This window comes from Parasynechococcus marenigrum WH 8102, from assembly GCF_000195975.1.
Classification (GTDB): Bacteria; Cyanobacteriota; Cyanobacteriia; order PCC-6307; family Cyanobiaceae; genus Parasynechococcus; species Parasynechococcus marisnigri.
Genome location: NC_005070.1, coordinates 1,299,303 through 1,321,110, shown reverse-complemented (window position 1 = coordinate 1,321,110; position 21,808 = coordinate 1,299,303). Strand labels below are relative to the sequence as shown.

The following is a 21,808-nucleotide window of genomic DNA, read 5'->3' as shown; positions in this document are numbered from 1 at the left end:
TCAACGCAGCCACTCCAGCAACAATCCGATCATCAGGGATGCGCTGATCAGCGGCAGAGGTTTCATTCGTCCAGTCACGCACAGCCGTAGCGCGAGGCTGAACAGCAGAAGCTGCACCCAGATCACACCACTTTCCACAGCTGTCCATGTCAACGGGACTGCCGCCGCCGCGACGGCTCCGGGAACCCCTGCCAGCAGACCACTCAGCATCGTTTTCACCGATGGTTGATGGCGCAGGCGTTGCAGAAAAGGTGCCCCCACCAGGATGAACGCAAAGCTGGGCAGAAAGATGGCGGCTGTTGCCGTGCAAGCAGCCAAAACAGCAAACGAGGCTCCCCCTTCCTGCCAGGCGGCCTGGTAACCGACGAAAGCACTGGTGAGCACCACGGGGCCGGGTGAAATCTGACCGATCGCGACACCATCGAGGAATTGAGCGGAGTTGAGCCAACCCAGCGACACCACCTGCTGCTCAAGTAGGGGGATGATCACCAATCCCCCGCCGAACACCAGCAGACCAGTTTTGAAAAACACAGCGAACAACTGGCCCAGCACTCCCCATGAGCCAACCAGAAGGGGAGCTGTGGCCAGGGGGATCGGTGCCAAGAGTCCGGCGTTGCCTGCCGAAGGTGGCGTTGGTGCTGATGGTGTTGGTGCGATCAGCCATCGGCTCAAACCGGCCAGCAACAGCAGGCCACCAGCCGGAAGTGTCAGGGGGCTGAAGTTGTTGAGCAATCCGCCCAGCATCACCAGACCGGCTGTGATGCGTTGCCATCCAGCCTTGCGGTTGTGCAAGAGCTTCCAGGCAAAGGCCCAGATGATGGCCGCGATCACCGGTTGCAGCGTCTGCAGTGCCGTGCTGAAGCTGGGGATGGATTGGCCGTTGCGCCAGAGCTCACTGAGGCCGAGCACGATCAAAAGGCCGGGCAGCAGAAAACAGATACCGCTGATCAGTCCCCCCAAGAATCCACGTTGAAGCCATCCCAGGTAGATCGCCATCTGACTGGAGGCGGGACCGGGCAGCGCTTCACAGAGACCCAGGCCTTCATCGAAGCGTTCGGCATCAACCCAGCCACGGCTCTGCACGATCTCCTCACGGAGCATGGCGATGTGAGCCTGGGGGCCACCGAAACCAAGGACTCCGATCCGCAGGTACAGCGCGATGAAGGTGATCCAGGAGTTGCTCATAACCCCACGAAGATTTCCCTCTGCAGATGTATGTCGTTCTCCAACACTTGATGTGTAATGCTGATGTGTTGTTTGCAGTTTTCAATGCAATATTGGCGTCTTCTCGGAATATCTCCGTCTCCCACTCTGAGGGTATTTCAGGGCTGACCTTGATGGTGAAATGGCAAATTGCGATGCCAGGCTGAGTCGTTGCAGGACACTTTCTTCCGGATCAGTTGGTGGTCATTGGTCCGTCGTGCAGACAGCTGAGCAGTTGTGGACGTTTGCCGTCTGCCATGTGCATCGAGGAGACAAAGGCTTGGCAGCAGCGATCTTCCGAGCAGATCTTCACCCAGTAGCCAGCCCCATCATCAGTGGGGACAACATCGAAGCTGGTCGCGTCGGACATTGAGAAACTTCCTGAACGTTCTTTAAACGGGATGTTCCGATCGTCGTCAACCCGAACAACCACCTATTGGCTAGTCAGTGTTCCCTCCGCAGGGCTTCATCCCGCATCCGTTGAACCCGTTCCAACACGGATTCATTGCTCATGCGGTTGTTGAGTCGCTCGACCAGCAGGGGAAAGGCGAGGGGGCCTTGTCGGGGCGTTGGAACGTGCAGCCATTCCTGTGATGCGGCGCGTTCCAGAGCTGCCTCGAGACGCGGCAGTTCCAGTTGTTCCTCCAGCACTTCACGCTGGGCCTGGCGTAGCAAACGATTCTCCGGTTCATGGCGGCTGAACACGTCAAACAGCAGCGACGCACTGATCTGCAGCTGTCCGGTGCTCTTGCTCGATCCCGGGAAGCCGCGATTCATCAATCCGGCGATCTGGGCGATGGCTCGAAAACGCCGCCGTTGCAGTTCCGAGAGATTCAAGGCGTTCTGCAGATCAAGTTTGAGGTTCTGCCGGTCCAACAGCAATTCACTGTGATCTTCCAGCAATTCAGCCATGGGGTAGCCCTTCGGGGCCAACAGCTCAAAGCCGTAGTCGTTGACTGAAACCGTGATGGTTCCCCGCTCCAGGCGGGTGAGACGGGAGGCCCAGAGGAAGCCGATTCCCTCATGCACGAACCGCCCCTCAAAGGGGTATGCATACAGGTGTGAGCCTTCTCGTGTGGAGCAGGTTTCGATCAACAGCTGACCGATCTGTGGCAGCACGGAGAGATCCTGCTGACGTTCGAACAGGGGCTCAAGTGCCTTCAGTTCCGGTGTATCGAGCTCGCCGCGGCTGGCACGGTCCACCTCCAGGCGGAGGTGATGCGTCAGGAGGTCGGACAACGCCATCTGACCGCCGGCCCAGGCCGGCACCGTGCGGGTCTTGCGGTTGCTCACCTTGACATAGGCCGTCATGTCTCTCAGCCGTACAAACTCCAGCTGCCGGCCGGAAAAGAAGAACACATCCTTCGGTTTGAGCTGACTGATGAACGTTTCCTCCACGTGACCCAGAACGGCTCCACGCACAAAACGCACCGTGATCGCCGGAGCCGCCGTGATCGTGCCGATGTTGAGCCGATGCAATCGGGCAATCGCCTTTTCGCGGATGCGGTAACGGCTCGTCTCCTGGTCCCATTCCAGTTTTCGGTAGCGGGGATAGGCCGTCAGGCATTCGCCGCCCTGTTCCAGAAACAGCTGGCACCAGTCCCAGTCTTGTTGCGTCAGATCGCTGTAAGCGGCGCACTGGCGAATCGACTGCAGTGTGTGATCGGGATCAAATCCAGGCCCGCAGGCGAGGCTGGTGAGGTGTTGCAGCAGCACATCCAACGGAGCATGCGGTGGCTTGCGCTGTTCCACCAGTCCTTCGTCGAGGCCGCGCCGCACGGCACTCAGTTCCAGTAGTTCGAGGGCATTGGTGGGCATGAACAGCACCTGAGAGGTACCGCCCGGCAAGTGGGCCGAACGGCCAGCCCGTTGCAACAGCCGCGCCAGGTTCTTGGGGCTGCCGATCTGCACCACCTGTTCCACCGGTTGGAAATCAACGCCCAGATCCAACGAGCTGGTGCAAACCACCCAACGGATGCCGCCGGCCTTCACGGCCGCTTCGATCGCCTCCCGTTCACTGCGGTCAATGGCGCTGTGATGCAGGGCCAGGGCGTCCTCCATCTCCGGGCAGGCGAAGCGCAGGCATTGGTGCCATCGCTCCGACTGGTTGCGGGTGTTGGTGAACAGCAGCGTGCTGACCCCTTGATTGAGCCGCGCCACCAGCTCCTCATACATCCGCAGGCCCAGGTGCCCGGCCCAGGGAAAGCCGTCGATCGACTCCGGAAGGATGCTATGGATCTCTGTGCTGCGAGCAGGGGCCCCCCCCACGATGATCGGGTCGCCCTCTGTGCCAAGGGCATGACGTGCCGCCTGTTCCAGGTTGCCGATGGTGGCGCTGATGGCCCAGGTCTGCAGTTGGGGCCGCTGTTGACGCAACCAGCTGAGGCACAGCTCCGTCTGGCTGCCGCGCTTGCTGCCCATCAACTCGTGCCATTCATCCAGTACCACCGTGTCCAGACCACTGAACAGCTCCTCCGCCTTCGGGTTGCTCAGCAGCAGCGTCAGGGATTCCGGTGTAGTCACCAGGATCTGTGGCGGCGATTTCAGTTGTTTCGCTCGTTCACTACTGCTGCTGTCGCCATTGCGGATGCCAACGCGCAGTGGCCATTGCATCGCTTCGATCGGTTCGCGGATGGCAAGGGCGAGATCACGGCTCAGAGCCCTGAGCGGGGTGAGATACAGCAACCGAATCCCTTTGGTCGTGCTCTCGTCCGTCAGCATCCGGGCGATCGGGCCCATCACCGCAGCGAAGGTCTTGCCGGATCCTGTGGGCACCTGGATCAGGCCACTGCGACCCTCGAGGTAGGCCTGCCAGGTGGCCTGTTGAAAGGGCAGTGGTGTCCATCCCTGACGTTCGAACCATCTGTGGATGGGATGAAGTTCTGGGGGGATCGTGGATGTCATCACAGCGACGCTTCAGGTTGATCCCTGATCAGAGAGAGCGCTGTTTGGATTCGATCAGCCTCGTCGGCAGGTTTGTCGCGACGCCAGCGCAGAATTCTGGGGAAGCGAACGGCGATGCCCGATTTGTGGCGTTTGGACGGATGAATCCCTTCAAATCCGATCTCAAACACCAGCTCCGCTTTGACGGATCGCGCCGGCCCGAACCGCTGCAAGGTGTTGCGCCGGATCCAACGATCCAGCTCGAGGATCTCCTCATCATTCAATCCTGAATAGGCCTTGGCGAAACTCACCAGCTGGGGTTCCGCGGCATCACTCCAGAGTCCAAAGGTGTAGTCCGTGAACAGATTCGCCCGTCGTCCGCTACCGGCCTGGGCGTAGAGCAGCACGGCATCGAGGGTCATTGGCTCCAGCTTGTGCTTCCACCAGTGGCCACGCTTGCGCCCGCTGAGATAAGGGGAGTCGATGTTCTTCAGCATCAGACCCTCCGCCCTGACCTCCCGGGCGTTGTTTCGCTGTTGATCCAGTTCACCCCAGCTCTGCAGGACCCAGCTGGGACTGCGGTGCAGCCGCCAGGCCTCGCCATGGTCGACATGGTTCAACACATCGTCGAGCTGGTGTTGACGTTCATGCAGGGGGCGCTGGCGGATGTCGGTGCCGGATCTCTCCAACAGGTCGTAGGCGACGAATCGCATCGGACATTCACGCTTCAGCGTGCTGCCCACTGTTTTGCGCCCAAGGCGTCGTTGCAACTGATCAAACCCCAACGGTGTTTCGTCTCCTTCGCGCCAGCAGATCACCTCCCCATCGAGCACGGTTCCCTGCGGCAGGGCCGCAGCCACATCCACGAGCTCCGGAAAGCTGTCGTTCACCAGCTCTTCACCCCGGCTCCACAGATAAACGCCCGTGCCGCGATGGATCAGCTGGCCGCGGATGCCATCCCATTTCCATTCAACCCGCCAGTCGCTGGCTGGGGTCTCAACGAGGCGTTCGGGCTCCAGTGGACTGGCCAGAAAGAAGGGGTAAGGCACACCGCTGGATTGCTGTTCTTCAGGAGCCTCAGGTCGAGACAAGGCAAGAAATGCAGCGGCTGAGGGGGTGAATCCACCCATCAGCCGCTGCACCACCAAGGTGTCCTCCAGCTCAAACGCCGTGGCAAGGGCCCTGCTGATCAGTCCTGTGGACACGCCGACGCGAAAGCCGCCGGTGAGCAACTTATTGACGATGAAGTGGCGTTCATCCGGTACCGCGTGCCAGAGATGGATCACGGCATCGGCCTGCTTGTCGTCCTTCAGTGCACCGATCGCTGGAAGCAAGGTTTCCATCCACCAATGCAGCGGCTGCTCTGGGTTGATGGAGGGCAGATCCGTTGCTTGGCCTTGGATCCGATCCTTCACGGCCGGCCAGAGCAGGCTGATGGTTTCCGCCGAATCGCCCACCTGGCCATGGCAGTCGGCGATCAGCCATTCCGGTAGTCCACCCCGATCCCGAAGAATATCCCTCAGTCGTCGGCCGGTGATCAGCCGCCGTCGCCGTTTACCGAGCAGCAGCTGCAGGGCCCACGCTCCATCAGCAGCGGGTGTGCTGCGGAAGTGCTCCGCCAGCGCCCTCACCTTGGCGTTGGTTCCATTCATTCGATCCAGTCGATCGAACAGGGCCTGGAAGGCCTTCATTGAGGCATGCATCTGGGGGCATCCTGACCAGTGAGACCCTCCTGATGTCGTGGCCTATCTACTATCCAAGATTCTGCCGCTCCTGGTCCTTCCCCTTGGAGCCGCTCTGGGACTGCTTGCCTTGGCCGTCCTGCAGCGTCGTCACTGGCCGGTTGTCGCGGCGATGTCGCTGCTGTGGATCTTCAGTACAGGCGTTGTGTCTCAATTGTTGTGGCGATGGGTGGAACATCCCTATCAACGGCGCTCGGTGGAGCGTGCACCGTTGGCCGATGCCATCGTTGTGCTCAGCGGTGGACGACATCCAGCCCCGGGTCCAGCCCAGATCAGTGAGTGGCACGATCCCGATCGCTTCCTGGCGGGCGTTGCACTGTTTCAGTCAGGCCGGGCATCACGGTTGCTGTTCACACGTGGACAGAACCCTTTTCATCCGGGTCTTCCGCCGGAGGGTGAGCTCTATCGGGCTGAGGCCGTGGACCTTGGTGTGCCCGCGACGTCCATTGGGTTGACGGATCGGGTGACGAACACAGCCCAGGAAGCGAACGCGATCCGTCGTCTACTCCCTCAGGATCAGCCAAGGGTGCTTCTGGTCACCAGTGCGTTTCACATGCGACGAGCTCAGGTGCTGTTTGAACGACAGGGGCTGACGGTTCTTCCCTATCCGGTGGATTTTCAAGCCCGCGCCGCTTGGGCTGGTTTCATCTGGCGTGACCCGCTGCAATGGCTACCCAATTCCCGCAGCCTGGATGACAGTTCCCGGGCTCTCCGGGAGTTGATGGGACGACTTGCGTATCGGAGTTGGTAGTTAACAGCCTGCCCGGCTGACCTCCGGGAAGTGCTCGGACATGCAGCCCTGACAGATCCCATGGCTGAAGTTCAAGGTGCTGTGCCGCATCATGTAATCCTCGAATGGCTGCCAGCTTCCGTTGCCATCCCGGATCTTGCGGCAGTAGCTGCAACTGCAGATCAAGCCTTTGCTGTCTTGAAGTTTGCAGAACTCTTCCAGAAGATCCAGGGATCTCCTGCGGAGTTCCAGCAGTGTGACCACTTGATCCGCCAATCGTTTCATCACCTGAATCTGAATGCTCGTCAATGATTTCGGCATCCGATCAATCACACAGAGGGTGCCAATCCTTTGATCATTTGGTGTGTTGAGTGGAAAGCCTGCATAAAGCCGGATGTTGGGATCTTCCCGCACCAGTGGATTGTCCTGGAACCGTTGATCAAACAAAGCATCCTCAACGATCAGTGGTTGGGGATTCAGAATGGTGTGGGCACAGAAGGAAATATCCCGCTCTGTTTGTTGCTGGTCACATCCAACCCTCGATTTAAACCATTGCCGACTTTGATCCACCAGGGAGATTAAAGCGATCGGAGCATGGCAGATCATGGCCGCCATGCTGGTGATGTTGTCGTAACTCTCTTCAGGCTTTGTCCCGAGAATTCTGTATTCACTGAGCGCGCGGAGTCGCTCAACCTCGTTGATGGGCTTCGGCGCAGCTCCCACAGACCCTCTGGACGTCACTCACACCGCGGTAACCCTGTCCCGATATGGGATGCCATAAAAAACATTGAATGTTAAGAGAACATTTGTAAGTCTTTGACGCGAACTGTTGTCGTGGTCCGTCGGAACTGTCCTGTTCTGATCGACAGTTGTTCCATCACGATCACTCGACATGGCTTTGCTCTGGGAGAACCTCGCCACTCAGCTGGATCGAGTGCGCGCCACCAACACGGTTTCGCAGAGCAGCGTCTCCACCACCGCGGTAGCCGATGACCCTTCGGATCGCCGTCGCCGCCTTGAGGCTGCTCTTGAGGCCATCAAAGACAGCGGCAACGCCATGATGATTGAGTCGTTGACAGCGGCGATTGAAGGTCGACAGGCCAATCTCAATCTGCCTGAGCTTCCCGACGGCATCGCCAAGTTTTAATCCGCTTCCCCTTCGAACAAGGTTTCAAGGGGCTCCGCCTCGATCCCCTCGACTTCGCGCAGATAACGGGCCAGAACATCACTCTGACCGTGGGTCACATAAACCTTGCGTGCTCCGGACTGGCGCACCGTCTGAATCAACCCAGGCCAGTCGGCGTGATCGCTCAGCACAAAGCCGCGTTCGTAACCCCGCCGACGCCTGGCGCCCCGAACGGCCATCCAGCCTGAGGCAAAACCCGTTTGAGGAGAGCGGAACCGCCGCATCCAGCTGGAGCGATGGGCGGATGGTGGCGCCAGCACCAGACGTCCGGCCAGGTTGTCCGATCTTGGGAGATCACTCACCGGCCGGCTGGGTGTCATGGAGACAGCGGCGGCCCGGTAGTGGCGGGTCACGGCTTCAACGGCGCCGTGCAGAAGCACTTCGTCGTCCACGCCGATGGCGTTTAGCTCCGCCATCAGTCGCTGCGCCTTGCCGAAGGCATAACAGAACAGCAGTGATGGTCTCTGTCGATCACCCTGCCACCAGGCCCGAATTTCATTGGCAACCTCCGCCCCGGTTTGCCAGCGATAGATGGGCAGCCCGAAGGTGGCCTCGGTGATCAGCACGTCGCAGGGAACCGGTTCAAACGGATCGCAGCTGGGATCGGCATCCCGCTTGTAATCCCCGCTCACCACCCACACTTCACCATCCACCTCAAGGCGGATCTGGGCCGACCCCAACACGTGACCGGCGCTGTGGAACGACACGCGGCATTGCCCGAGCCAGTGTTCCACTCCGTACTGAACCGGATGCAGGCTGATGTCTTGCCCGAGGCGCTGGCGTAGCACGCCTTCACTGTTTGCCACGGCCCAGTACTCACCGCATCCGGGACGGGCATGGTCGGCATGGGCATGGGTGATCAGGGCTCTGGGGACCGGACGCCAGGGGTCGACCCAGGCATCGGCCGCTCGGCAGTACAGCCCCTCAGGGGTGCGTTCAATCACGGCTGATCACCTGGGAGGATCAACAGGCACGCCAGCAGACCGATGCGGCCAGACGACAACTGCGATTTCCGCGAACCCTGGGCTGCGGAGCACGAGCCACGATCACGATCCTCTGAACGACCGCCGGTGTTTCGGTTCCGTGAGGCTGGTGTGGAACGCTTCAACGATCTCTACGACGACGGATACGACGATGAATGAGCTGGCTGGCCTCAGCGACTCAGTTCCAGCATCCGCTCGATCGGTCTGAGGGCTTGCTGGCGGAGCTCCTCGTTGAGTTCCACCGCCGGTTCAAGCGTCTCCAGGCAATCGTGCAGTTTCTGCAGTGTGTTCAGACGCATGTAGGGGCAGGCATTGCAGCTGCAGCCATCGAGTCCCGGTACATCGATCAGGGTTTTGGTCGGTACCCGCTGCTTCATCTGATGCAGGATTCCCGGCTCCGTCAGAACAATGAAGGTGTCAGCCGCACTGGATTGCGTGTGGTTCAGCAGCTTGCTGGTGGAGCCGATGAAGTCCGCCAGGTCGAGCAGGTTCTCCTGGCACTCCGGGTGGGCGATCACCTCGGCATCGGGGTGCTCAAGCTTGAGTTGGAGAACCGCCTCCTCACTGAAGGTTTCATGGACGATGCAGCGTCCCGGCCAGAGGGTCAGTTCCCGTCCACTCTGTTGTTGCACCCAGCGGCCCAGGTTCTGATCCGGAGCAAACAGAACGGGCCTGTCTGCGGGTAGCTGGCGGACCAGATCCACGGCATTGCTGCTGGTGCAGATCAGATCGCTCTGAGCCTTCACGGCCGCGGTGCAATTGATGTAACTCACCACGAGGTGGTCCGGATGCTTCTGGCGGAAGGCCGCGAAGTCCTCTGCTGGACAATCGTCTGCCAGGGAGCAGCCGGCATCAAGGTCCGGCAGCACGACCGTTTTCTGCGGGCTGAGGATCTTGGCGGTTTCCGCCATGAAGTGGACACCGCAGAAGGCGATCACATCGGCATCGGTGCTGGCGGCCTTGCGGGACAGCTCGAGTGAATCACCGATGAAATCAGCGATGTCCTGGATCTCAGGTTCCTGGTAATAGTGCGCCAGGATCACAGCATTGCGCTCCTGCCGGAGTCGGTTGATCGCCGCAACGAGGGCGGTGTCAGCGCTCATCGGAGTCTGGACGGGGCAGGATGGGACCTAGCCTAGGCATCTGCTCTGACGCATCTCCGTCTCGCGATTGCAGGAGATCTGCACGGCGCCTGGGGTGCGGAGGATGAGCGCCTGCTGAACCAGCTTCGCCCCGATGCTGTTCTGTTCGTCGGTGATCTCAGCGATGGCGATCTGCGCTTGACCCGTCGGATCCGTTCCTTGCCCCATCCCAAGGCGGTGATCCTGGGCAATCACGATCGTGGACGAGACCGCAGCGGTGGTGTGCTGCGCCAGCAACTCACTCTGTTGGATGGTGTTCACTGCGCCTGGCAACGGCTTCGTCTCGACCCCTTGCCGCTGTCGATCGTGGGGGGGCGACCCTGCAGTTCCGGTGGCGGGTTCCAGCTGTCGAAAGCCGTTGAGGCCGTTTACGGCCCCGTGTCGTTGGAGGAATCGGCGCAGCGCATTGCGACAGCTGCTGCTGAGGTGCCTGCGGATCAGCCCTTGGTGGTGATGGCCCACTGCGGACCCACCGGTCTCGGCTCGGATCCCGCCAGCCCCTGCGGTCGTGACTGGAAAATCCCAGCTCTGGACTGGGGCGATCAGGATCTGGCCCTGGCCATCGATCGCATCGCTCGCCACCGTGTTCCCGATCTGGTGGTGTTCGGCCACATGCATCACCAGCTCAAACGAGGCTCCGGTCTGCGCCAGAGCCTGCTGCGTGATCGCCGTGGCACGGCGTATCTCAATGCCGCCTGCGTCCCCCGCAGCGGTCGCGATACCGGCAACAAGCTTTTGTTGCATCTCTCCTGGGCGGAGTTCGAGGGGCCTGCCCTGACGCACCTCAGCCACCGCTGGTATCAACCGGACGGCCAACTGATGCATGAGGAGCTGTTGCCACAACAGGAGCCTCTGGCGTGCTGATCTACGTCTGCAGCAGCAGCCATGGCTTTGGCCATGCCGCCAGGGATGCCGCTGTGCTCCAGCAGCTGCGCCGGCTTCGGCCCGATTGGCGACTGGTGATGAGTTCGATTGTCAGTCCTGGCTTTCTGTCGCTGTTGCTGGGGGATGGGGGCATCGAACAACGTCCCTGTCGCTGGGATGTGGGGATGGTGCAGGCCGATGCGCTCGGTTCCGATCCATCCGCCACGCTGATCGCCCTGGCGGAACTCGATGCCCGACTGCCGGAGCAAATTCAGTCGGAGGTGAGCTGGCTGCGCGAGCAGGGGTTGCCGGTGTTGATCCTGGGGGACATTCCTCCCGCTGCGGCGTTGCTGGCTGAAGCCCTTGATGCGCCTCTGGTGTGGATGAGCAATTTCGGCTGGGATGCGATCTATCGCCCCTTCGGCGGCGCGTTTGAGCTGATGGCGGAGCGTGCGCAGGCGGCGTACCGGTGTGGGCAGCTGTTGCTGCGCTGCCCCTTTGATCTCGCTATGGACTGGGGGCTGCCTGAACAACGGCTCGACCTGGTCTGCGGCACCCCCAGGGCCCTGCCGGACGCCCTGAAAGCGTTTCTGGCGGACATGGACTCACCGATCATCCAGGTGGGCTTCGGTGGAATGGGTTTGGAGCTGGATCCGCAGCTGTTCGTCCACTGGCCGGATCATCACTTCCTGATGGCCTGTCCGCCCGATCCGCAGACCTCCGCGCGATTGGCCGGTATCGCCAACCTGACGCTGTTGCCGGCCGGGGTGCGTCCCATGGACGCGTTTCCCTACTGCGAGCGGCACATCGGCAAGCCGGGCTTCAGCACCTTCTGTGAGGCCCTATCGCTTGATCTGGGCCTGCATGTGGTGGTGCGCAGGGATTTCGCTGAAGTCAGCGCCTTGATGCAGGGCCTGACGCGGCATGGACGTCACCGACTGCTGAGCCGCGATCAGTTGATGGGCAGTGATTGGCAGCTGGATCAACCGCTGTTGCCTGCCGAGGCGGAGCCGCTGTCGTCTGGTGGGGCGCTGCAGGCGGCTGAGCAGCTGGTCCGGGTCTGCGACCAATTGTGTTATTAACTACAAAAAAATAAAATGTGAGTCAGTGGCGACATTTTGCCGGCGTTGATGCAATGGTCGATTTGTTGACTGGCATATATGCCTATTGCTCTTGTATCCGTCTTCGACAAAGTCATGAAGAAAGGAAAATGTATTCTTTTCGCTCGCTGAAGACAATTATCCGCTTCTGATTGTCTCGGCCTCCGTTGCAGATCTGCTCCCTGAATGCTCCTTATGGCTATCCGCGCTCTGATCGGTCGCAAGTCGCTTGCCGCTGCCGTCATCGCAGGTTCCCTGCCGCTGGTGGTTTCGCCTTCCCCCACTGCGGCGACGCTTCTTCCTTCTGATTCCCGTGCTCAGCTGCTCAGTGAGCCCGATGCCGTTCCGTCCCGGGCCATCCCCTATGTGATCACCCCGGAACGCCGGGCGATGCTCAACACCATCCGCTTCGCTGAAGGCACCTGGAAGGGTGGGCTTGATGTGGGCTATCGCGTGATGTTCGGCGGAGGCCTGATGCCCTCGCTCGACCGCCATCCCAACCGTGTGATCTACCGATCGCGCTACGCCAGTGCCGCAGCAGGTGCGTACCAATTCATGCCATTCACCTGGAACCTGGTGAAGCGCAGCATCGGTGTACGGGGGTTCGGGCCTGAAGCCCAGGACCAGGGCGCGCTGTTCCTGATCCAGCGTCGCAAGGCCCTCGGTCTGACGGATTCCGGAACACTCACTCCGGTGCTGACTGCCATGCTGGCTCCCGAGTGGGCATCGTTCCCGACCCTTGCCGGACGCAGTTTTTACGGCCAGCCCGTCAAAAAGTATTCACGGCTCCGTTCCTTCTACGACGTGAATCTTCATGAGCTGCGCCGTATCCGCGACGAGAAGCGCCAGCAACTTGCCCTCAACGTGGCACCTCCACCAGCGATCTGCACAGGGTCCCGCATCGCCTGCGCGACCCAACTCTGAGAGTTTCCCCTCAACTCTCCGGTTCCTGGTTGAGGCGCCGCCCCACCGTCGCTTGGGCAATGAGGTAAGCGACCACAGCACCAGCCAGGAAACCCACGCCATTCCGAACAATCGGCAGGATGTCGGATGTGCGGGTGATCACCGGCGCAATGCCGAACACTCCAAACAACATCACCCACAGTGGTGAGAGCAGGAGCAACCAGGCCCAGGCCACTGTTTCGCCTTCCTTGCGTGGGTAGGCAGCAAATCCTGCAATCAGACCTCCCACGGCGGAGGTGGTGAGGGTCCACAGCCATTGCTCTAGAGGCAGACCTGGCACCACCTGGCAACCGCCCCGCTCCAGGCAGACCTCAACAGCGTTGAGGGCATCGACGATGGCGCCATCCTCACCGTGCTCTTTGACGTAGTACTGGTTGCCGAATCGCGTCTGCAGCTCAACCCAGTAGGTGCGTGGCATCAACGCGAAAAAGGCGTCGCCCACGTTGAAATTGAGCAGGTTGCCACCACGGGGGTCCGCCACCAGCAGCAAGCTGCTTTCGTCCAGACCCCAGAATTCCTTCACGGCCCGACCTGGGGTGCGTTCGTATTGCGTCAGAACCCTTAGCTTCCAGCCCGTGGAGGCTTCAACGTCGTTGAGTCTCTTTTCCAAACTGGAGCGTTGGGGATCGGTGAAGGCCTTGGCGAGATCGATCACCGGCGTCGGGTGGTCCGGCAGCAGCTCGGGATTGTCGTAGGCGTGAACCGGTAAGGCTCCGGTCAGGGTGATCAGGGTTGTCAGCAGCACAGCCCACAGCCCTGCGATGCGATGTGTTCCCATGGACCTGCTGCAGTGGCGGGCATTCTCTCCAATGATTCCGACGGTTGCGGACTGTCCGGCCTGGTTGGCAACGCTTCTCCACCAGGCCGGCGGCACGGTTCCCTTCCGTCAGTTCATGGACTGGGCCCTGCATCATCCAGAACACGGTTATTACGGATCCGGACGGGTGCGGATCGGTCCCCAAGGTGATTTCGCGACGTCACCATCGCTGGGGCCTGATTTTGCGACCCTGCTCGGTCGTCAACTGATCGATCTGCTGCGCAACCTGTCCGATCAGGCTTCGACGTTGTCGCTGGTGGAGGTTGGACCAGGTGAAGGTGATCTCGCTGCCGATCTGCTGACCGTTCTGGCGCGCCAGGCACCCGATCTGATCGAGCGCTGTGAGCTTGTCCTGGTCGAACGCAGCCCCTCCCTGCGACAGCGGCAGCAGCAACGGCTGGAGGGAATCAGCGGCTGTCCGGTGCGCTGGTGTGGCATCGAGGAGCTGCAATCCTCACCCATTCAAGGCGTCTTACTGGCCCATGAACTGCTTGACGCTTTCCCGGTGGATCGCCTTGTGCTTAAGCAAGGGGAGCTTGCCCTTCAGGGGGTGCGTCTGCAGCAGAACGATCAACTGACCTCGGTGCCGCTTGCCCTCCCTGACACGCTGCAGGAGCAGCTGCAGACCAGTGGACTTGAGCTCCCCCCGCCTGGCAGTGAAGACGGTTGGACCACGGAATGGCACAGCAACTTGCGGCCGTGGTTCGGGACGCTGGCTTCAGCGGTGTCCGATGGGGCCCTGCTGGTGATCGATTACGCCCATGAGGCCTCCCGCTATTACACCGCCCGACGCTCGGAGGGGACACTTATGGCCTATCGCGATGGCATGGCTGGGATGAACCCTCTGGCCCATGCCGGGGAGCAGGACCTCACCGCCCATCTCTGCATCGAGACCTTGACCCAGGCCGCTGCACACCACGGTTGGCAGCTGCGGGACCAGAGGCGTCAGGGGGAGGCGCTGCTTGCCCTCGGCCTGGCGAACGACCTGCATGCGCTGCAGCAGTTGCCCGCCAGCGAACTGGCCGAGGCGTTGCGACGGAGAGAGGCGTTGCTGCGACTGGTGGATCCTGCCGCCCTTGGCGACTTCCGCTGGCTGCTGTTCAGCCGCGGGGCTGGTGCGGACTGTTTCAGCCTCGCAACTGGTCCAGACAATGCAGGATTTCATCCCGGCTGATGTCATCGCGGATCTCCACGCGGCCGATGGCCATGGGCAGCACGAAGCGCAAGCGACCGTCTTTCACTTTCTTATCTCCCTGAAGGGTGCGCAGCACGGCGTCAGGGTCCAGATCCGGCCAGGCCGTCGGTAGCCCACAGCGCTGGATCAGCTGCGTCTGGCGCCCGGCCTCGTCCGCCGTCCAGCTGCCGCGGTTCACGGCTAACTGCCCGACCGCCACCATCCCGATGGCCACTGCCTCGCCGTGCAGCCAGGTGCCGTAACCACAGAGGGTTTCCACCACATGACCGAAGGTATGGCCGTAATTCAGCACGGCCCGCAGCCCCCCTTCCCGTTCGTCCGCAGCAACCACCCGTGCTTTGGCCGCTGCCGATCGTTCCAGAATGGTTTCGAGCCGGCTGTTGCCAAGGCCAGCAGCTGAGTTGGGTTCTGGCCCCTCCTCCAGGCACTGGAACAGCGCGGGATCGCCAAGAATTCCGTACTTGATCACCTCCGCCATGCCGGCCCTGAACTCCCGCTCGGGCAATGTGTTGAGCGTTTCGGGATCGATCAGCACCAGGCTCGGCTGGTGAAAGGCGCCGATCAGGTTCTTGCCGCCGGGATGGTTCACCCCTGTTTTGCCGCCGATGGCGGCATCGACCATGGCCAGAAGGGTCGTGGGGACCTGAATCACCTGGATCCCGCGCAGCCAGGTGGCTGCTGCAAATCCGGTCATGTCTCCGACAACCCCTCCACCCAAGGCCAGCATCAACGAGCTGCGCTCCAGACGCTGCTCAAAGGCGGAATCATGGATGGCGGCCACCGTGGCTGGAGTTTTGCGCTCTTCTCCCGCATCAATCACCAGAAGGTCGGCGTGGAAGCCCTGTTGACGCAGGCTTTGCAGGCACCCCTCTCCATAGGGGGCGGCGACGTCCGGGTTGCTGACCACCAGGATCCGTCGGCCGGGCTGAATTCCGGCCTTCAGGAGTTCGTCCCCAAGGCGGCTCAGGCCACCGGCGCCGATCACCACCTCATAGGGGTTGCGTTCCAAGGCGACGGCGATCCGACGCAGGGTTGGTGAGGAGACCATGGAGCGTCCTGCATTGGCACCACTCTGCCGGGCGGAGCCGGTCAACCCGCCGTAACCTCATGCCAGTGACAGCGACACCTTGCGCCGCAGTCTTGTCGCCTGGGCATTTCTGTTACCGGCCTTGGTGCTGATCAGCCTGTCGGTGCTGCTCCCAGCCCTGATGGCGTTGGTGATGAGCTTCACCGCCTCCGGCTTGGATGTGACGGAGCCACTCCGCTTCGTCGGACTCGCCAACCTTCAGCGCCTGCTTTCGGATCCGATGGTGCGACGGGTGATGCTCACCACGTTTCTCTATTTCTTCGGTGTGGTCCCGCCGATCGTTGTCGGTTCACTGGCACTGGCGGTTCTGGTGAATCGCGGCCTCCCCGGCAGTCACTTGATGCGCAGCGCGTTTTACACACCGGTCCTGGTCTCCATCGTGGTGGCAGCCATCGCCTTCCGTTGGCTCTACGCCGAAAACGGTCTGATCAATGGCTGGCTCGCTGTGTTGCTCGGCCCAGCCTTCACCCCGATCGGTTTTCTGACGTCACCACAGCTCGCTCTGCCTGCGGTGATGGTGGTGACGCTTTGGAAAGGGCTCGGGTATTACATGGTGATTTTCCTGGCGGGATTGCAGGGCATCCCCAAAGAGCTCTACGAGGCGGCCGAACTCGATGGCAGCGAGGGTTGGCGCCAGCATGTGGACATCACTCTTCCGTTACTTCGTCCGTACGTTTCCCTCGTGGCGGTGGTGTCGTCGATCGCGGCCACCAAGGTGTTTGAGGAAGTGTTTTTGATGACTCAGGGTGGGCCTGCCGATTCAACGCGGACCATCGTTTATTACGTCTACGACCAAGCCTTCGCTGAACTGGAGATCAGTTATGCCTGCACCCTTGGGTTGGCTCTGTTCCTTGTGGTGATGCTGTTCACCCTGGTGCGTCTGGCTTTCAGTGGCGATCGTGCCCTGATCTGAGAGGCCAGGCGCTCCATTGAGTGGCAAGCTGCTGGGGATTGCGCACCCATGGGGAATGACCACCACGGCCGAGATGATCGGTGTCGTCGGCGGCGGACAGCTCGCTCGCATGATGGTGGAAGCTGCTGCAGAACGGCAGGTGGCCGTGGCAGTTCAGACCGGTTCCACCGACGACCCCGCCTGTGCCGGTTCGTCCCGTCAGGTCATCGCGGACCCTCGTGATGTGGCGGGAACTCGCCAATTGATGGTGGGCTGCCAGGGAATCACGTTTGAAAACGAGTGGGTCAATATTGATGCCCTCATCCCCTTGGAAAAGCAGGGTGTGCGGTTCCGTCCGGCCCTTTCTGCCCTCTCACCTCTGGTAAACAAGCTGTCGCAGCGGCAGCTGTTGTCAGATCTCTCGATTGCCACGCCACCGTGGTGTCCGTTGAGTCGGATCTCTCCGGCTCAGCCAGCCCTGCCTCAGGGGTGGTCATTTCCGGTGATGGCGAAAGCGGCCCACGGCGGATACGACGGCAAGGGGACAGTCGTTGTGGAGTCGATTGAGGATCTGGCTCGCTTGATCCGCAGTGTGGAAAGCGATGAGTGGCTGCTGGAGTGCTGGGTGGATTACGAGCGAGAGCTGGCGCTGGTGGTAAGTCGTGATTCCCAGGGACGGGTTCGCCGTTTCCCTCTTGTGGAAACCCACCAAAGCCAGCAAGTCTGCGACTGGGTTCTGGCTCCTGCTGCGGTTGACCAAGGGGTGGAAGCTCAGGCCTACAACGTGGCAGCGTCCCTGCTCACCAAACTCAATTACGTCGGGGTTCTGGCCCTGGAGTTTTTTTTCGGACCCGATGGGTTACAGGTGAACGAAGTGGCTCCGCGAACACACAATTCCGGCCATTACTCGATTGAAGCCTGTAGCAGCAGTCAATTTGACCAACAGGTTTGCATTGCCGCCGGTCTGCCGGTTCCATCGCCTGAATTCACCAGCAATGGTGCACTGATGGTGAATCTGCTGGGGCTTGAGACTGCCACCACGTCGCTACAACAACGCTTGGACGCCTTAGCGGCTTTGCCGGATGCGCATCTTCACTGGTACGGCAAGTCACCGGAAACTCCTGGACGCAAACTCGGTCACGTGACTGTGCTGCTCTCGGGGGCTGATGCAAAGCAGCGAGAGCAGCAAGCCCAATCCGCACTGGAGGTGATCCGCGGCATCTGGCCGTCTCCGACGGTGAATTCAGCTCTAAGCTGAATCCTGAACTGCTGTGTTGGTGACGGCCTTTTCTAGTGCTCTGATCTGACTCTCTTTCGACTTGGGGAGACTGTCGTGACGGTGCCGTAAACCGGCCCTGTAGCCGGAAACGAATCCCCACTTTGTTTCCCCTTCTGGTTCTTCCAGGTCGACCACTGGGGCTCGCACGGCACGGTGGTTCACCCCATTGATCAAGCCTGATGATGCCGACGCTGTTGCTTGTGATCGGACTGGTTTTCACGCAGGCGGAGCCCGTGCGTTTTCTGCCCGATGACGCTCAGGTTGCTTGCCGCGCCATCCTTCCCCAATGCTTCCGTCGCTCGGACTGGGCCGACCTCTGCAACAGTCAGTCTGAAATCAGACTATCATTTCTCGAAGCCTGCCAGGCGGCTCAACAACATTGATTGACGACGACTCAGGGCCTGAGTTCATCGACGACCTTTTGAAGCTGACTCTGTTCCAGCTCTGTGACAACAAACACCTCCTGGACAGTGCTCCCCTTGCGAGCCATCAACTTGAACCCGCCGCGAATCGGGGTTGAGACCCGCAGTTGAAGCGTCTGGCTGCGACCTCTTACTCGATTGATCACGGCTGGCGTGACCGTTTGAATGCGGCGGTCCTTGGCAAGGCTTTTGAGCCAGGGAATCAGCCCGTCCACATAGGTGCTGTGGGTAATGACGACCCGGCCCAAACCTTGAGGAATCCCTGAGAACTGACTGACAGTAGCCAGCCTGGCTATGCCGGAGAGAGCCACCTGTGGCCGTGATGCTCAAATCGGTCGATACCCTGCGAAGCACCGTGTCCGGCCCGCTGGCAGAACGTTGCGGTTCTGAAGCAAGGATGTTGACCGCTGAACTGCACGGCAAGGAGGTGCGGGGACTGGCGTTCTGCCCCGGTCGGGTGGTTCGTTTTGTTCTCGATGCCCAGACACAACGACTGGAGACCGTGGATGTGCTGCGACTCACCAAAGCAACACGACAACCTGCCGCTTGAGCTCAGCAGCGTTCGAGTGGCGCCATCGTGAGCCCCTCTGCAGCCAGTTGCTGGTGGTACAGCTCTGCCTGCTCCAGCGGACCGCACCAGACTTCAGCGGAACCCTGTCCGTCGATGCGGTTGGCGAGGCTCCAGGCCTTTTCCTCACTCATGCCTGGAATGATCTTGCGCAGGCAGTCCACCACATGCTGAAACGTGTTGACGTCGTCATCGAGAACAATCACACGGGCCTGTGGATAGCGCTGGGTGATGGTCTGGCGCTCAAGCAACGACGCTGAGCCAGGACTGGAGCTGCTCATGACAGTTGCTTCAAATGAAGAATGCTGGCCGTGGACCCTAGGTAGGATCCTGTCATCAAAGAAGTCAAGTCAATGCTGTTCACCGTTGCCTGGGCATCGCTCGCCGCCATGTTCAGCTTCTCCATCGCCATGGTGGTATGGGGTCGCAACGGCGACGGAACTCTGAACTTCTGAGGCCTTGAACGGTCCTGCAACGTTCACCCTCAACCAAGGACTGGAGATCACAGCGGCTGTTCTCCTCGTCTTTGTCAGTGTCTCTGTGATTTATCTGTCCTTCATCGAGTGGCGGGATCGACGACGGCGTCAACCCTGAGCTGATGGGAAAGCCGGCGTGTCTGCGTCGGAAGTTTGTCCATCCGCTGACAACCTCAGCCAGGTGTTTCTGGTGCGTTTGGTCCTTTCGGATGTCTAAAGAACGACACTGCCGGTGATCAAGAGACCATACACCGACTGTTGGCGGTTTCAGAGCTCTTGCAAAGCCCTCGGCTTGAGGCAGATGAAGGCAGTCAACCTGTGCAGAATCGTCATGCCAGCGGTATGAGTTCGCCGACGGCTTGCATGACAAGGTCCTTGTTCAGCAGTCAGCGGGAAATCCTCCTGCCCGTTTTCGACTCAGGAGGAACACGTTGGAGATGTGATCCCCCTGGGGGTAATATTTCACCTACCCCATGATCGAAGCTGAGAGTACGAACGGGGGACTGTCTCTCTCAAGCTGAAAGGTCAGCCGGCTGTGCTTTCTGCCGCTTCCGCAAGTCGCTTTTCTTTCTTGCGACGATCCGCAGCGAGAGTTTCCTGCATCAGTTCCACGGCTTGCTCCATCCGCTCACTGTTGGAGGAGAACACGGTCAGATCCTTCTCGACGCGTTCAGCAGGTAGTCCAAGGTCTACCGACAGTTTGACGGCCCGCTGACGCAGAGAGCTTGCGTCGCTTTCGTCGGAGGACGCTTCCAGCAGGGCAAGAAGTCCGACGGCCATCAGTCTTGAGTAGTGAGCGCCGTCGCTCAGAGACTGCTCTTTCAACCAACTCTGGAAGGCGTCATCTGAATGCCCCTCGGCGTCCTGCAGGCAGTGCTGAGCGGCTTGCTTCAGCTGTTCATCGTCAAAACCGTTGCTGCTGCACAGCGCCGACAACAGGGCTGCGGGGTGCTCCATAGGGCGGTAGCCCTGGGTGAAGCGCTCAAACACGGTCTTGAGTCCGACTGCGAAAAGGCTGTTGGCTTGGAACGTAGCTTGGTGACTCAACAGGTGCAGTTCCACAAGAAGCTCGTCAGCAATCCGCCGGTACAGGGGAGCAATGACATGCGGAAAGGCCTGGTGAAAGGCGCGCTTGCTGTCCGCGATGGTGTGACGCTCAGCCAACGTGCGTTCTCTCAATTGAATGGCTGTGACCTTAGCGCCGAAGACAACGCCGTTAAGATTGTCAGACTCGCAGGGACGCCATGATTCCAATCGTGATCGAGGAGTCAGGTCGTGGTGAAAGGGCTTTTGACATCTATTCGCGCTTGCTGCGCGAGCGCATCATTTTTCTGGGAGAAGCCGTCACCAGTGATTCGGCTAATCGCATCGTTGCTCAGATGCTCTTCTTAGAGGCAGAGGACCCCGAAAAGGATATCTATCTCTACATCAATTCACCCGGCGGTTCCGTTTACGACGGCCTTGGTATCTTTGACACCATGCAGCACATCAAGCCTGATGTGCACACTGTTTGCGTCGGATTGGCGGCGAGTATGGGTGCTTTTCTTCTCTGTGCCGGAACCAAAGGTAAGCGCAGCAGCCTTCAACACTCGAGGATCATGATCCATCAACCCCTTGGCGGCGCTCGCGGTCAGGCCAGTGATATCAGGATTCAGGCGGACGAAATTCTTTATCTCAAGGAACGGCTGAACCAAGAACTGTCTGATCGCACCGGCCAACCACTGGATCGAATTCAACAGGACACGGATCGAGACTTTTTCATGTCTCCCGGAGAAGCCGTTGAGTATGGCCTGATTGATTCCGTTATCGATAAGCGTCCAATTCAGGCTGTGGAATGAAATCCGGATTGCCCAGTAAAATCTGCCCGGTTTGTGAGCGACCTTTTCAGTGGCGCAAGGCTTGGCGAAATAACTGGGATTCGGTTATTTATTGCTCAGAACGATGTCGTCGTTGTAAAGGCTCGAGGAATCATCGAGAAAATAAATCTTAAATAGCTTAAATAAGAAATATTAATGCCCTTAGTCGTTACTAGGCAAAAGATCGGTGCGGCTTACTTTTAGTGCTTTCCAAAGTTCCTTAATCTGTTCATATGCTTCTTCTTGGCTGACTTTGCCATTGGCTTGAAGACCTACGATTAGGCCAATTCGGTCAGCAAACTGTTCAAGGTTTTGGTGAAATGCAGCTCTCTGAGGGCTCCAATCCTTTCCGTGAAAACTGCTATATATCTCCATGGGATTGCGAATCCTATCCTGATCAGCCATGGATCATTGATCTGA

28 protein-coding genes and 1 other RNA gene are annotated in these 21,808 nt (G+C 59.9%); 16 read left to right on the top strand and 13 right to left on the bottom strand.

The features are described from left to right. The 4 genes from chrA to TX72_RS06640 all read right to left on the bottom strand — a co-directional run bounded on the left by chrA (position 1) and on the right by TX72_RS06640 (position 5,777). A complete protein-coding gene (chrA, locus tag TX72_RS06650; protein WP_011128187.1) occupies positions 1-1,185 on the bottom strand; it encodes a chromate efflux transporter in 1,185 nt (394 codons plus the stop codon). 211 nt (positions 1,186-1,396) lie between these two features. Beyond that, positions 1,397-1,573 carry a hypothetical protein gene (locus TX72_RS14160; protein ID WP_158305731.1) on the bottom strand — a complete coding sequence of 59 codons (177 nt, stop codon included), beginning with the start codon at positions 1,571-1,573 and terminating at the stop codon, positions 1,397-1,399. Positions 1,574-1,647: 74 nt separating this feature from the next. Then, complete coding sequence (locus TX72_RS06645; protein WP_011128186.1) at positions 1,648-4,107, bottom strand: ligase-associated DNA damage response DEXH box helicase; 2,460 nt, start codon at positions 4,105-4,107, stop codon at positions 1,648-1,650. Next, complete coding sequence (locus TX72_RS06640) at positions 4,107-5,777, bottom strand: ATP-dependent DNA ligase (protein ID WP_011128185.1); 1,671 nt, start codon at positions 5,775-5,777, stop codon at positions 4,107-4,109. The genes TX72_RS06645 and TX72_RS06640 overlap by 1 nt, the downstream gene beginning before the upstream one ends. 49 nt (positions 5,778-5,826) lie before the next feature. Here TX72_RS06640 and TX72_RS06635 point away from each other — a divergent pair, with 49 nt between their 5' ends. Continuing rightward, a complete protein-coding gene (locus tag TX72_RS06635) occupies positions 5,827-6,579 on the top strand; it encodes a YdcF family protein (RefSeq protein WP_011128184.1) in 753 nt (250 codons plus the stop codon). Here the strand turns inward: TX72_RS06635 and TX72_RS06630 are convergent, their stop codons facing one another. Beyond that, on the bottom strand, positions 6,580-7,299 hold the full coding sequence (locus TX72_RS06630) for a GAF domain-containing protein (RefSeq protein WP_225867677.1): 720 nt from the start codon (positions 7,297-7,299) through the stop codon (positions 6,580-6,582). It abuts the gene before it with no gap. A 151-nt stretch (positions 7,300-7,450) separates the two neighbouring features. Here TX72_RS06630 and TX72_RS06625 point away from each other — a divergent pair, with 151 nt between their 5' ends. Beyond that, complete coding sequence (locus TX72_RS06625; protein ID WP_011128182.1) at positions 7,451-7,705, top strand: hypothetical protein; 255 nt, start codon at positions 7,451-7,453, stop codon at positions 7,703-7,705. Here TX72_RS06625 and TX72_RS06620 read toward each other — a convergent pair. Next, positions 7,702-8,688 carry a ligase-associated DNA damage response exonuclease gene (locus tag TX72_RS06620; protein ID WP_011128181.1) on the bottom strand — a complete coding sequence of 329 codons (987 nt, stop codon included), beginning with the start codon at positions 8,686-8,688 and terminating at the stop codon, positions 7,702-7,704. The genes TX72_RS06625 and TX72_RS06620 overlap by 4 nt on opposite strands. Positions 8,689-8,730: 42 nt before the next feature. Between TX72_RS06620 and TX72_RS14155 the strand changes: the two genes are divergently transcribed. Continuing rightward, positions 8,731-8,886, top strand: a complete 156-nt coding sequence (locus TX72_RS14155; protein ID WP_158305730.1) for a hypothetical protein — start codon at positions 8,731-8,733, stop codon at positions 8,884-8,886. Positions 8,887-8,897: 11 nt separating this feature from the next. Here TX72_RS14155 and nadA read toward each other — a convergent pair whose 3' ends face one another. Further along, a complete protein-coding gene (gene nadA, locus TX72_RS06615) occupies positions 8,898-9,830 on the bottom strand; it encodes a quinolinate synthase NadA (RefSeq protein ID WP_011128180.1) in 933 nt (310 codons plus the stop codon). Between the two features lie 45 nt (positions 9,831-9,875). Here nadA and TX72_RS06610 point away from each other — a divergent pair, with 45 nt between their 5' ends. The 3 genes from TX72_RS06610 to TX72_RS06600 all read left to right on the top strand — a co-directional run bounded on the left by TX72_RS06610 (position 9,876) and on the right by TX72_RS06600 (position 12,757). Beyond that, positions 9,876-10,733, top strand: a complete 858-nt coding sequence (locus tag TX72_RS06610) for a TIGR04168 family protein (RefSeq protein WP_011128179.1) — start codon at positions 9,876-9,878, stop codon at positions 10,731-10,733. After that, entirely contained in the window at positions 10,727-11,815 is a 1,089-nt protein-coding gene (locus TX72_RS06605) for a hypothetical protein (RefSeq protein WP_011128178.1), read from the top strand. Before TX72_RS06610 ends, TX72_RS06605 begins: the two co-directional genes overlap by 7 nt. A gap of 213 nt (positions 11,816-12,028) precedes the next feature. Beyond that, entirely contained in the window at positions 12,029-12,757 is a 729-nt protein-coding gene (locus TX72_RS06600) for a glycoside hydrolase family 24 protein (RefSeq protein WP_083810628.1), read from the top strand. A 10-nt stretch (positions 12,758-12,767) separates the two neighbouring features. On the opposite strand, the gene TX72_RS06595 is transcribed toward TX72_RS06600, so the two are convergent. Beyond that, positions 12,768-13,574, bottom strand: coding sequence for a TPM domain-containing protein (locus TX72_RS06595; RefSeq protein WP_011128176.1), 807 nt, complete (start codon positions 13,572-13,574; stop codon positions 12,768-12,770). On the opposite strand from TX72_RS06595, the gene TX72_RS06590 reads away from it, so the two are divergent. Continuing rightward, on the top strand, positions 13,573-14,787 hold the full coding sequence (locus TX72_RS06590) for a class I SAM-dependent methyltransferase (RefSeq protein ID WP_144416687.1): 1,215 nt from the start codon (positions 13,573-13,575) through the stop codon (positions 14,785-14,787). The two genes, TX72_RS06595 and TX72_RS06590, sit on opposite strands and share 2 nt — an antisense overlap. On the opposite strand, the gene aroB is transcribed toward TX72_RS06590, so the two are convergent. Continuing rightward, on the bottom strand, positions 14,741-15,856 hold the full coding sequence (gene aroB / locus TX72_RS06585) for a 3-dehydroquinate synthase (RefSeq protein WP_011128174.1): 1,116 nt from the start codon (positions 15,854-15,856) through the stop codon (positions 14,741-14,743). The genes TX72_RS06590 and aroB overlap by 47 nt on opposite strands. A 79-nt stretch (positions 15,857-15,935) precedes the next feature. Here aroB and TX72_RS06580 point away from each other — a divergent pair, with 79 nt between their 5' ends. The 4 genes from TX72_RS06580 (at position 15,936) to TX72_RS06570 (ending at position 18,449) form a co-directional block, all read left to right on the top strand. After that, a complete protein-coding gene (locus tag TX72_RS06580) occupies positions 15,936-16,808 on the top strand; it encodes a carbohydrate ABC transporter permease (protein WP_011128173.1) in 873 nt (290 codons plus the stop codon). A gap of 55 nt (positions 16,809-16,863) precedes the next feature. Next, complete coding sequence (locus TX72_RS06575; protein ID WP_225867676.1) at positions 16,864-18,045, top strand: 5-(carboxyamino)imidazole ribonucleotide synthase; 1,182 nt, start codon at positions 16,864-16,866, stop codon at positions 18,043-18,045. 2 nt (positions 18,046-18,047) lie between these two features. Continuing rightward, positions 18,048-18,230, top strand: a non-coding RNA gene (ssrS, locus tag TX72_RS13200) — 6S RNA. A gap of 15 nt (positions 18,231-18,245) precedes the next feature. Further along, the gene (locus TX72_RS06570; protein ID WP_042503523.1) at positions 18,246-18,449 is read left to right on the top strand and encodes a hypothetical protein; all 204 of its coding nucleotides are present in this window, start codon (positions 18,246-18,248) and stop codon (positions 18,447-18,449) included. Between the two features lie 11 nt (positions 18,450-18,460). On the opposite strand, the gene TX72_RS06565 is transcribed toward TX72_RS06570, so the two are convergent. After that, complete coding sequence (locus TX72_RS06565; protein ID WP_042504306.1) at positions 18,461-18,736, bottom strand: DUF2103 domain-containing protein; 276 nt, start codon at positions 18,734-18,736, stop codon at positions 18,461-18,463. 74 nt (positions 18,737-18,810) lie between these two features. Here TX72_RS06565 and TX72_RS06560 point away from each other — a divergent pair, with 74 nt between their 5' ends. Beyond that, positions 18,811-19,038: a hypothetical protein gene (locus tag TX72_RS06560; RefSeq protein WP_042504304.1), complete on the top strand. Its 228-nt coding sequence runs from the start codon at positions 18,811-18,813 to the stop codon at positions 19,036-19,038. A 2-nt stretch (positions 19,039-19,040) separates the two neighbouring features. Here TX72_RS06560 and clpS read toward each other — a convergent pair whose 3' ends face one another. Beyond that, positions 19,041-19,337, bottom strand: a complete 297-nt coding sequence (gene clpS / locus TX72_RS06555; RefSeq protein WP_011128168.1) for an ATP-dependent Clp protease adapter ClpS — start codon at positions 19,335-19,337, stop codon at positions 19,041-19,043. Positions 19,338-19,409: 72 nt separating this feature from the next. Here clpS and petN point away from each other — a divergent pair, with 72 nt between their 5' ends. Continuing rightward, a complete protein-coding gene (petN, locus tag TX72_RS06550) occupies positions 19,410-19,511 on the top strand; it encodes a cytochrome b6-f complex subunit PetN (protein WP_011128167.1) in 102 nt (33 codons plus the stop codon). A gap of 4 nt (positions 19,512-19,515) precedes the next feature. Then, positions 19,516-19,650, top strand: coding sequence for a hypothetical protein (locus TX72_RS14850; RefSeq protein WP_263969696.1), 135 nt, complete (start codon positions 19,516-19,518; stop codon positions 19,648-19,650). 407 nt (positions 19,651-20,057) lie between these two features. On the opposite strand, the gene psb29 is transcribed toward TX72_RS14850, so the two are convergent. Beyond that, complete coding sequence (psb29, locus tag TX72_RS06545) at positions 20,058-20,696, bottom strand: photosystem II biogenesis protein Psp29 (protein WP_011128166.1); 639 nt, start codon at positions 20,694-20,696, stop codon at positions 20,058-20,060. A gap of 80 nt (positions 20,697-20,776) precedes the next feature. Between psb29 and clpP the strand changes: the two genes are divergently transcribed. After that, entirely contained in the window at positions 20,777-21,370 is a 594-nt protein-coding gene (gene clpP, locus TX72_RS06540; protein WP_011128165.1) for an ATP-dependent Clp endopeptidase proteolytic subunit ClpP, read from the top strand. Further along, entirely contained in the window at positions 21,367-21,522 is a 156-nt protein-coding gene (locus TX72_RS13195) for a DUF2256 domain-containing protein (RefSeq protein WP_071820844.1), read from the top strand. Before clpP ends, TX72_RS13195 begins: the two co-directional genes overlap by 4 nt. 28 nt (positions 21,523-21,550) lie before the next feature. On the opposite strand, the gene TX72_RS06535 is transcribed toward TX72_RS13195, so the two are convergent. Further along, a complete protein-coding gene (locus TX72_RS06535; protein ID WP_042503519.1) occupies positions 21,551-21,793 on the bottom strand; it encodes a DUF7219 family protein in 243 nt (80 codons plus the stop codon). Positions 21,794-21,808 lie beyond the last annotated feature (15 nt).

What these genes read in the sequence shown, in the direction of transcription:
- chrA (WP_011128187.1), bottom strand. Translation starts at nt 1,185, where the DNA reads ATGAGCAACTCCTGGATCACCTTCATCGCGCTGTACCTGCGGATCGGA.
- TX72_RS14160 (WP_158305731.1), bottom strand. Translation starts at nt 1,573, where the DNA reads ATGTCCGACGCGACCAGCTTCGATGTTGTCCCCACTGATGATGGGGCT.
- TX72_RS06645 (WP_011128186.1), bottom strand. Translation starts at nt 4,107, where the DNA reads ATGACATCCACGATCCCCCCAGAACTTCATCCCATCCACAGATGGTTC.
- TX72_RS06640 (WP_011128185.1), bottom strand. Translation starts at nt 5,777, where the DNA reads ATGAAGGCCTTCCAGGCCCTGTTCGATCGACTGGATCGAATGAATGGA.
- TX72_RS06625 (WP_011128182.1), top strand. Translation starts at nt 7,451, where the DNA reads ATGGCTTTGCTCTGGGAGAACCTCGCCACTCAGCTGGATCGAGTGCGC.
- TX72_RS14155 (WP_158305730.1), top strand. Translation starts at nt 8,731, where the DNA reads ATGCGGCCAGACGACAACTGCGATTTCCGCGAACCCTGGGCTGCGGAG.
- nadA (WP_011128180.1), bottom strand. Translation starts at nt 9,830, where the DNA reads ATGAGCGCTGACACCGCCCTCGTTGCGGCGATCAACCGACTCCGGCAG.
- TX72_RS06600 (WP_083810628.1), top strand. Translation starts at nt 12,029, where the DNA reads ATGGCTATCCGCGCTCTGATCGGTCGCAAGTCGCTTGCCGCTGCCGTC.
- TX72_RS06590 (WP_144416687.1), top strand. Translation starts at nt 13,573, where the DNA reads ATGGACCTGCTGCAGTGGCGGGCATTCTCTCCAATGATTCCGACGGTT.
- TX72_RS06595 (WP_011128176.1), bottom strand. Translation starts at nt 13,574, where the DNA reads ATGGGAACACATCGCATCGCAGGGCTGTGGGCTGTGCTGCTGACAACC.
- aroB (WP_011128174.1), bottom strand. Translation starts at nt 15,856, where the DNA reads ATGGTCTCCTCACCAACCCTGCGTCGGATCGCCGTCGCCTTGGAACGC.
- TX72_RS06575 (WP_225867676.1), top strand. Translation starts at nt 16,864, where the DNA reads ATGACCACCACGGCCGAGATGATCGGTGTCGTCGGCGGCGGACAGCTC.
- TX72_RS06570 (WP_042503523.1), top strand. Translation starts at nt 18,246, where the DNA reads ATGATGCCGACGCTGTTGCTTGTGATCGGACTGGTTTTCACGCAGGCG.
- TX72_RS06560 (WP_042504304.1), top strand. Translation starts at nt 18,811, where the DNA reads ATGCTCAAATCGGTCGATACCCTGCGAAGCACCGTGTCCGGCCCGCTG.
- clpS (WP_011128168.1), bottom strand. Translation starts at nt 19,337, where the DNA reads ATGAGCAGCTCCAGTCCTGGCTCAGCGTCGTTGCTTGAGCGCCAGACC.
- petN (WP_011128167.1), top strand. Translation starts at nt 19,410, where the DNA reads ATGCTGTTCACCGTTGCCTGGGCATCGCTCGCCGCCATGTTCAGCTTC.
- clpP (WP_011128165.1), top strand. Translation starts at nt 20,777, where the DNA reads ATGATTCCAATCGTGATCGAGGAGTCAGGTCGTGGTGAAAGGGCTTTT.
- TX72_RS13195 (WP_071820844.1), top strand. Translation starts at nt 21,367, where the DNA reads ATGAAATCCGGATTGCCCAGTAAAATCTGCCCGGTTTGTGAGCGACCT.
- TX72_RS06535 (WP_042503519.1), bottom strand. Translation starts at nt 21,793, where the DNA reads ATGGCTGATCAGGATAGGATTCGCAATCCCATGGAGATATATAGCAGT.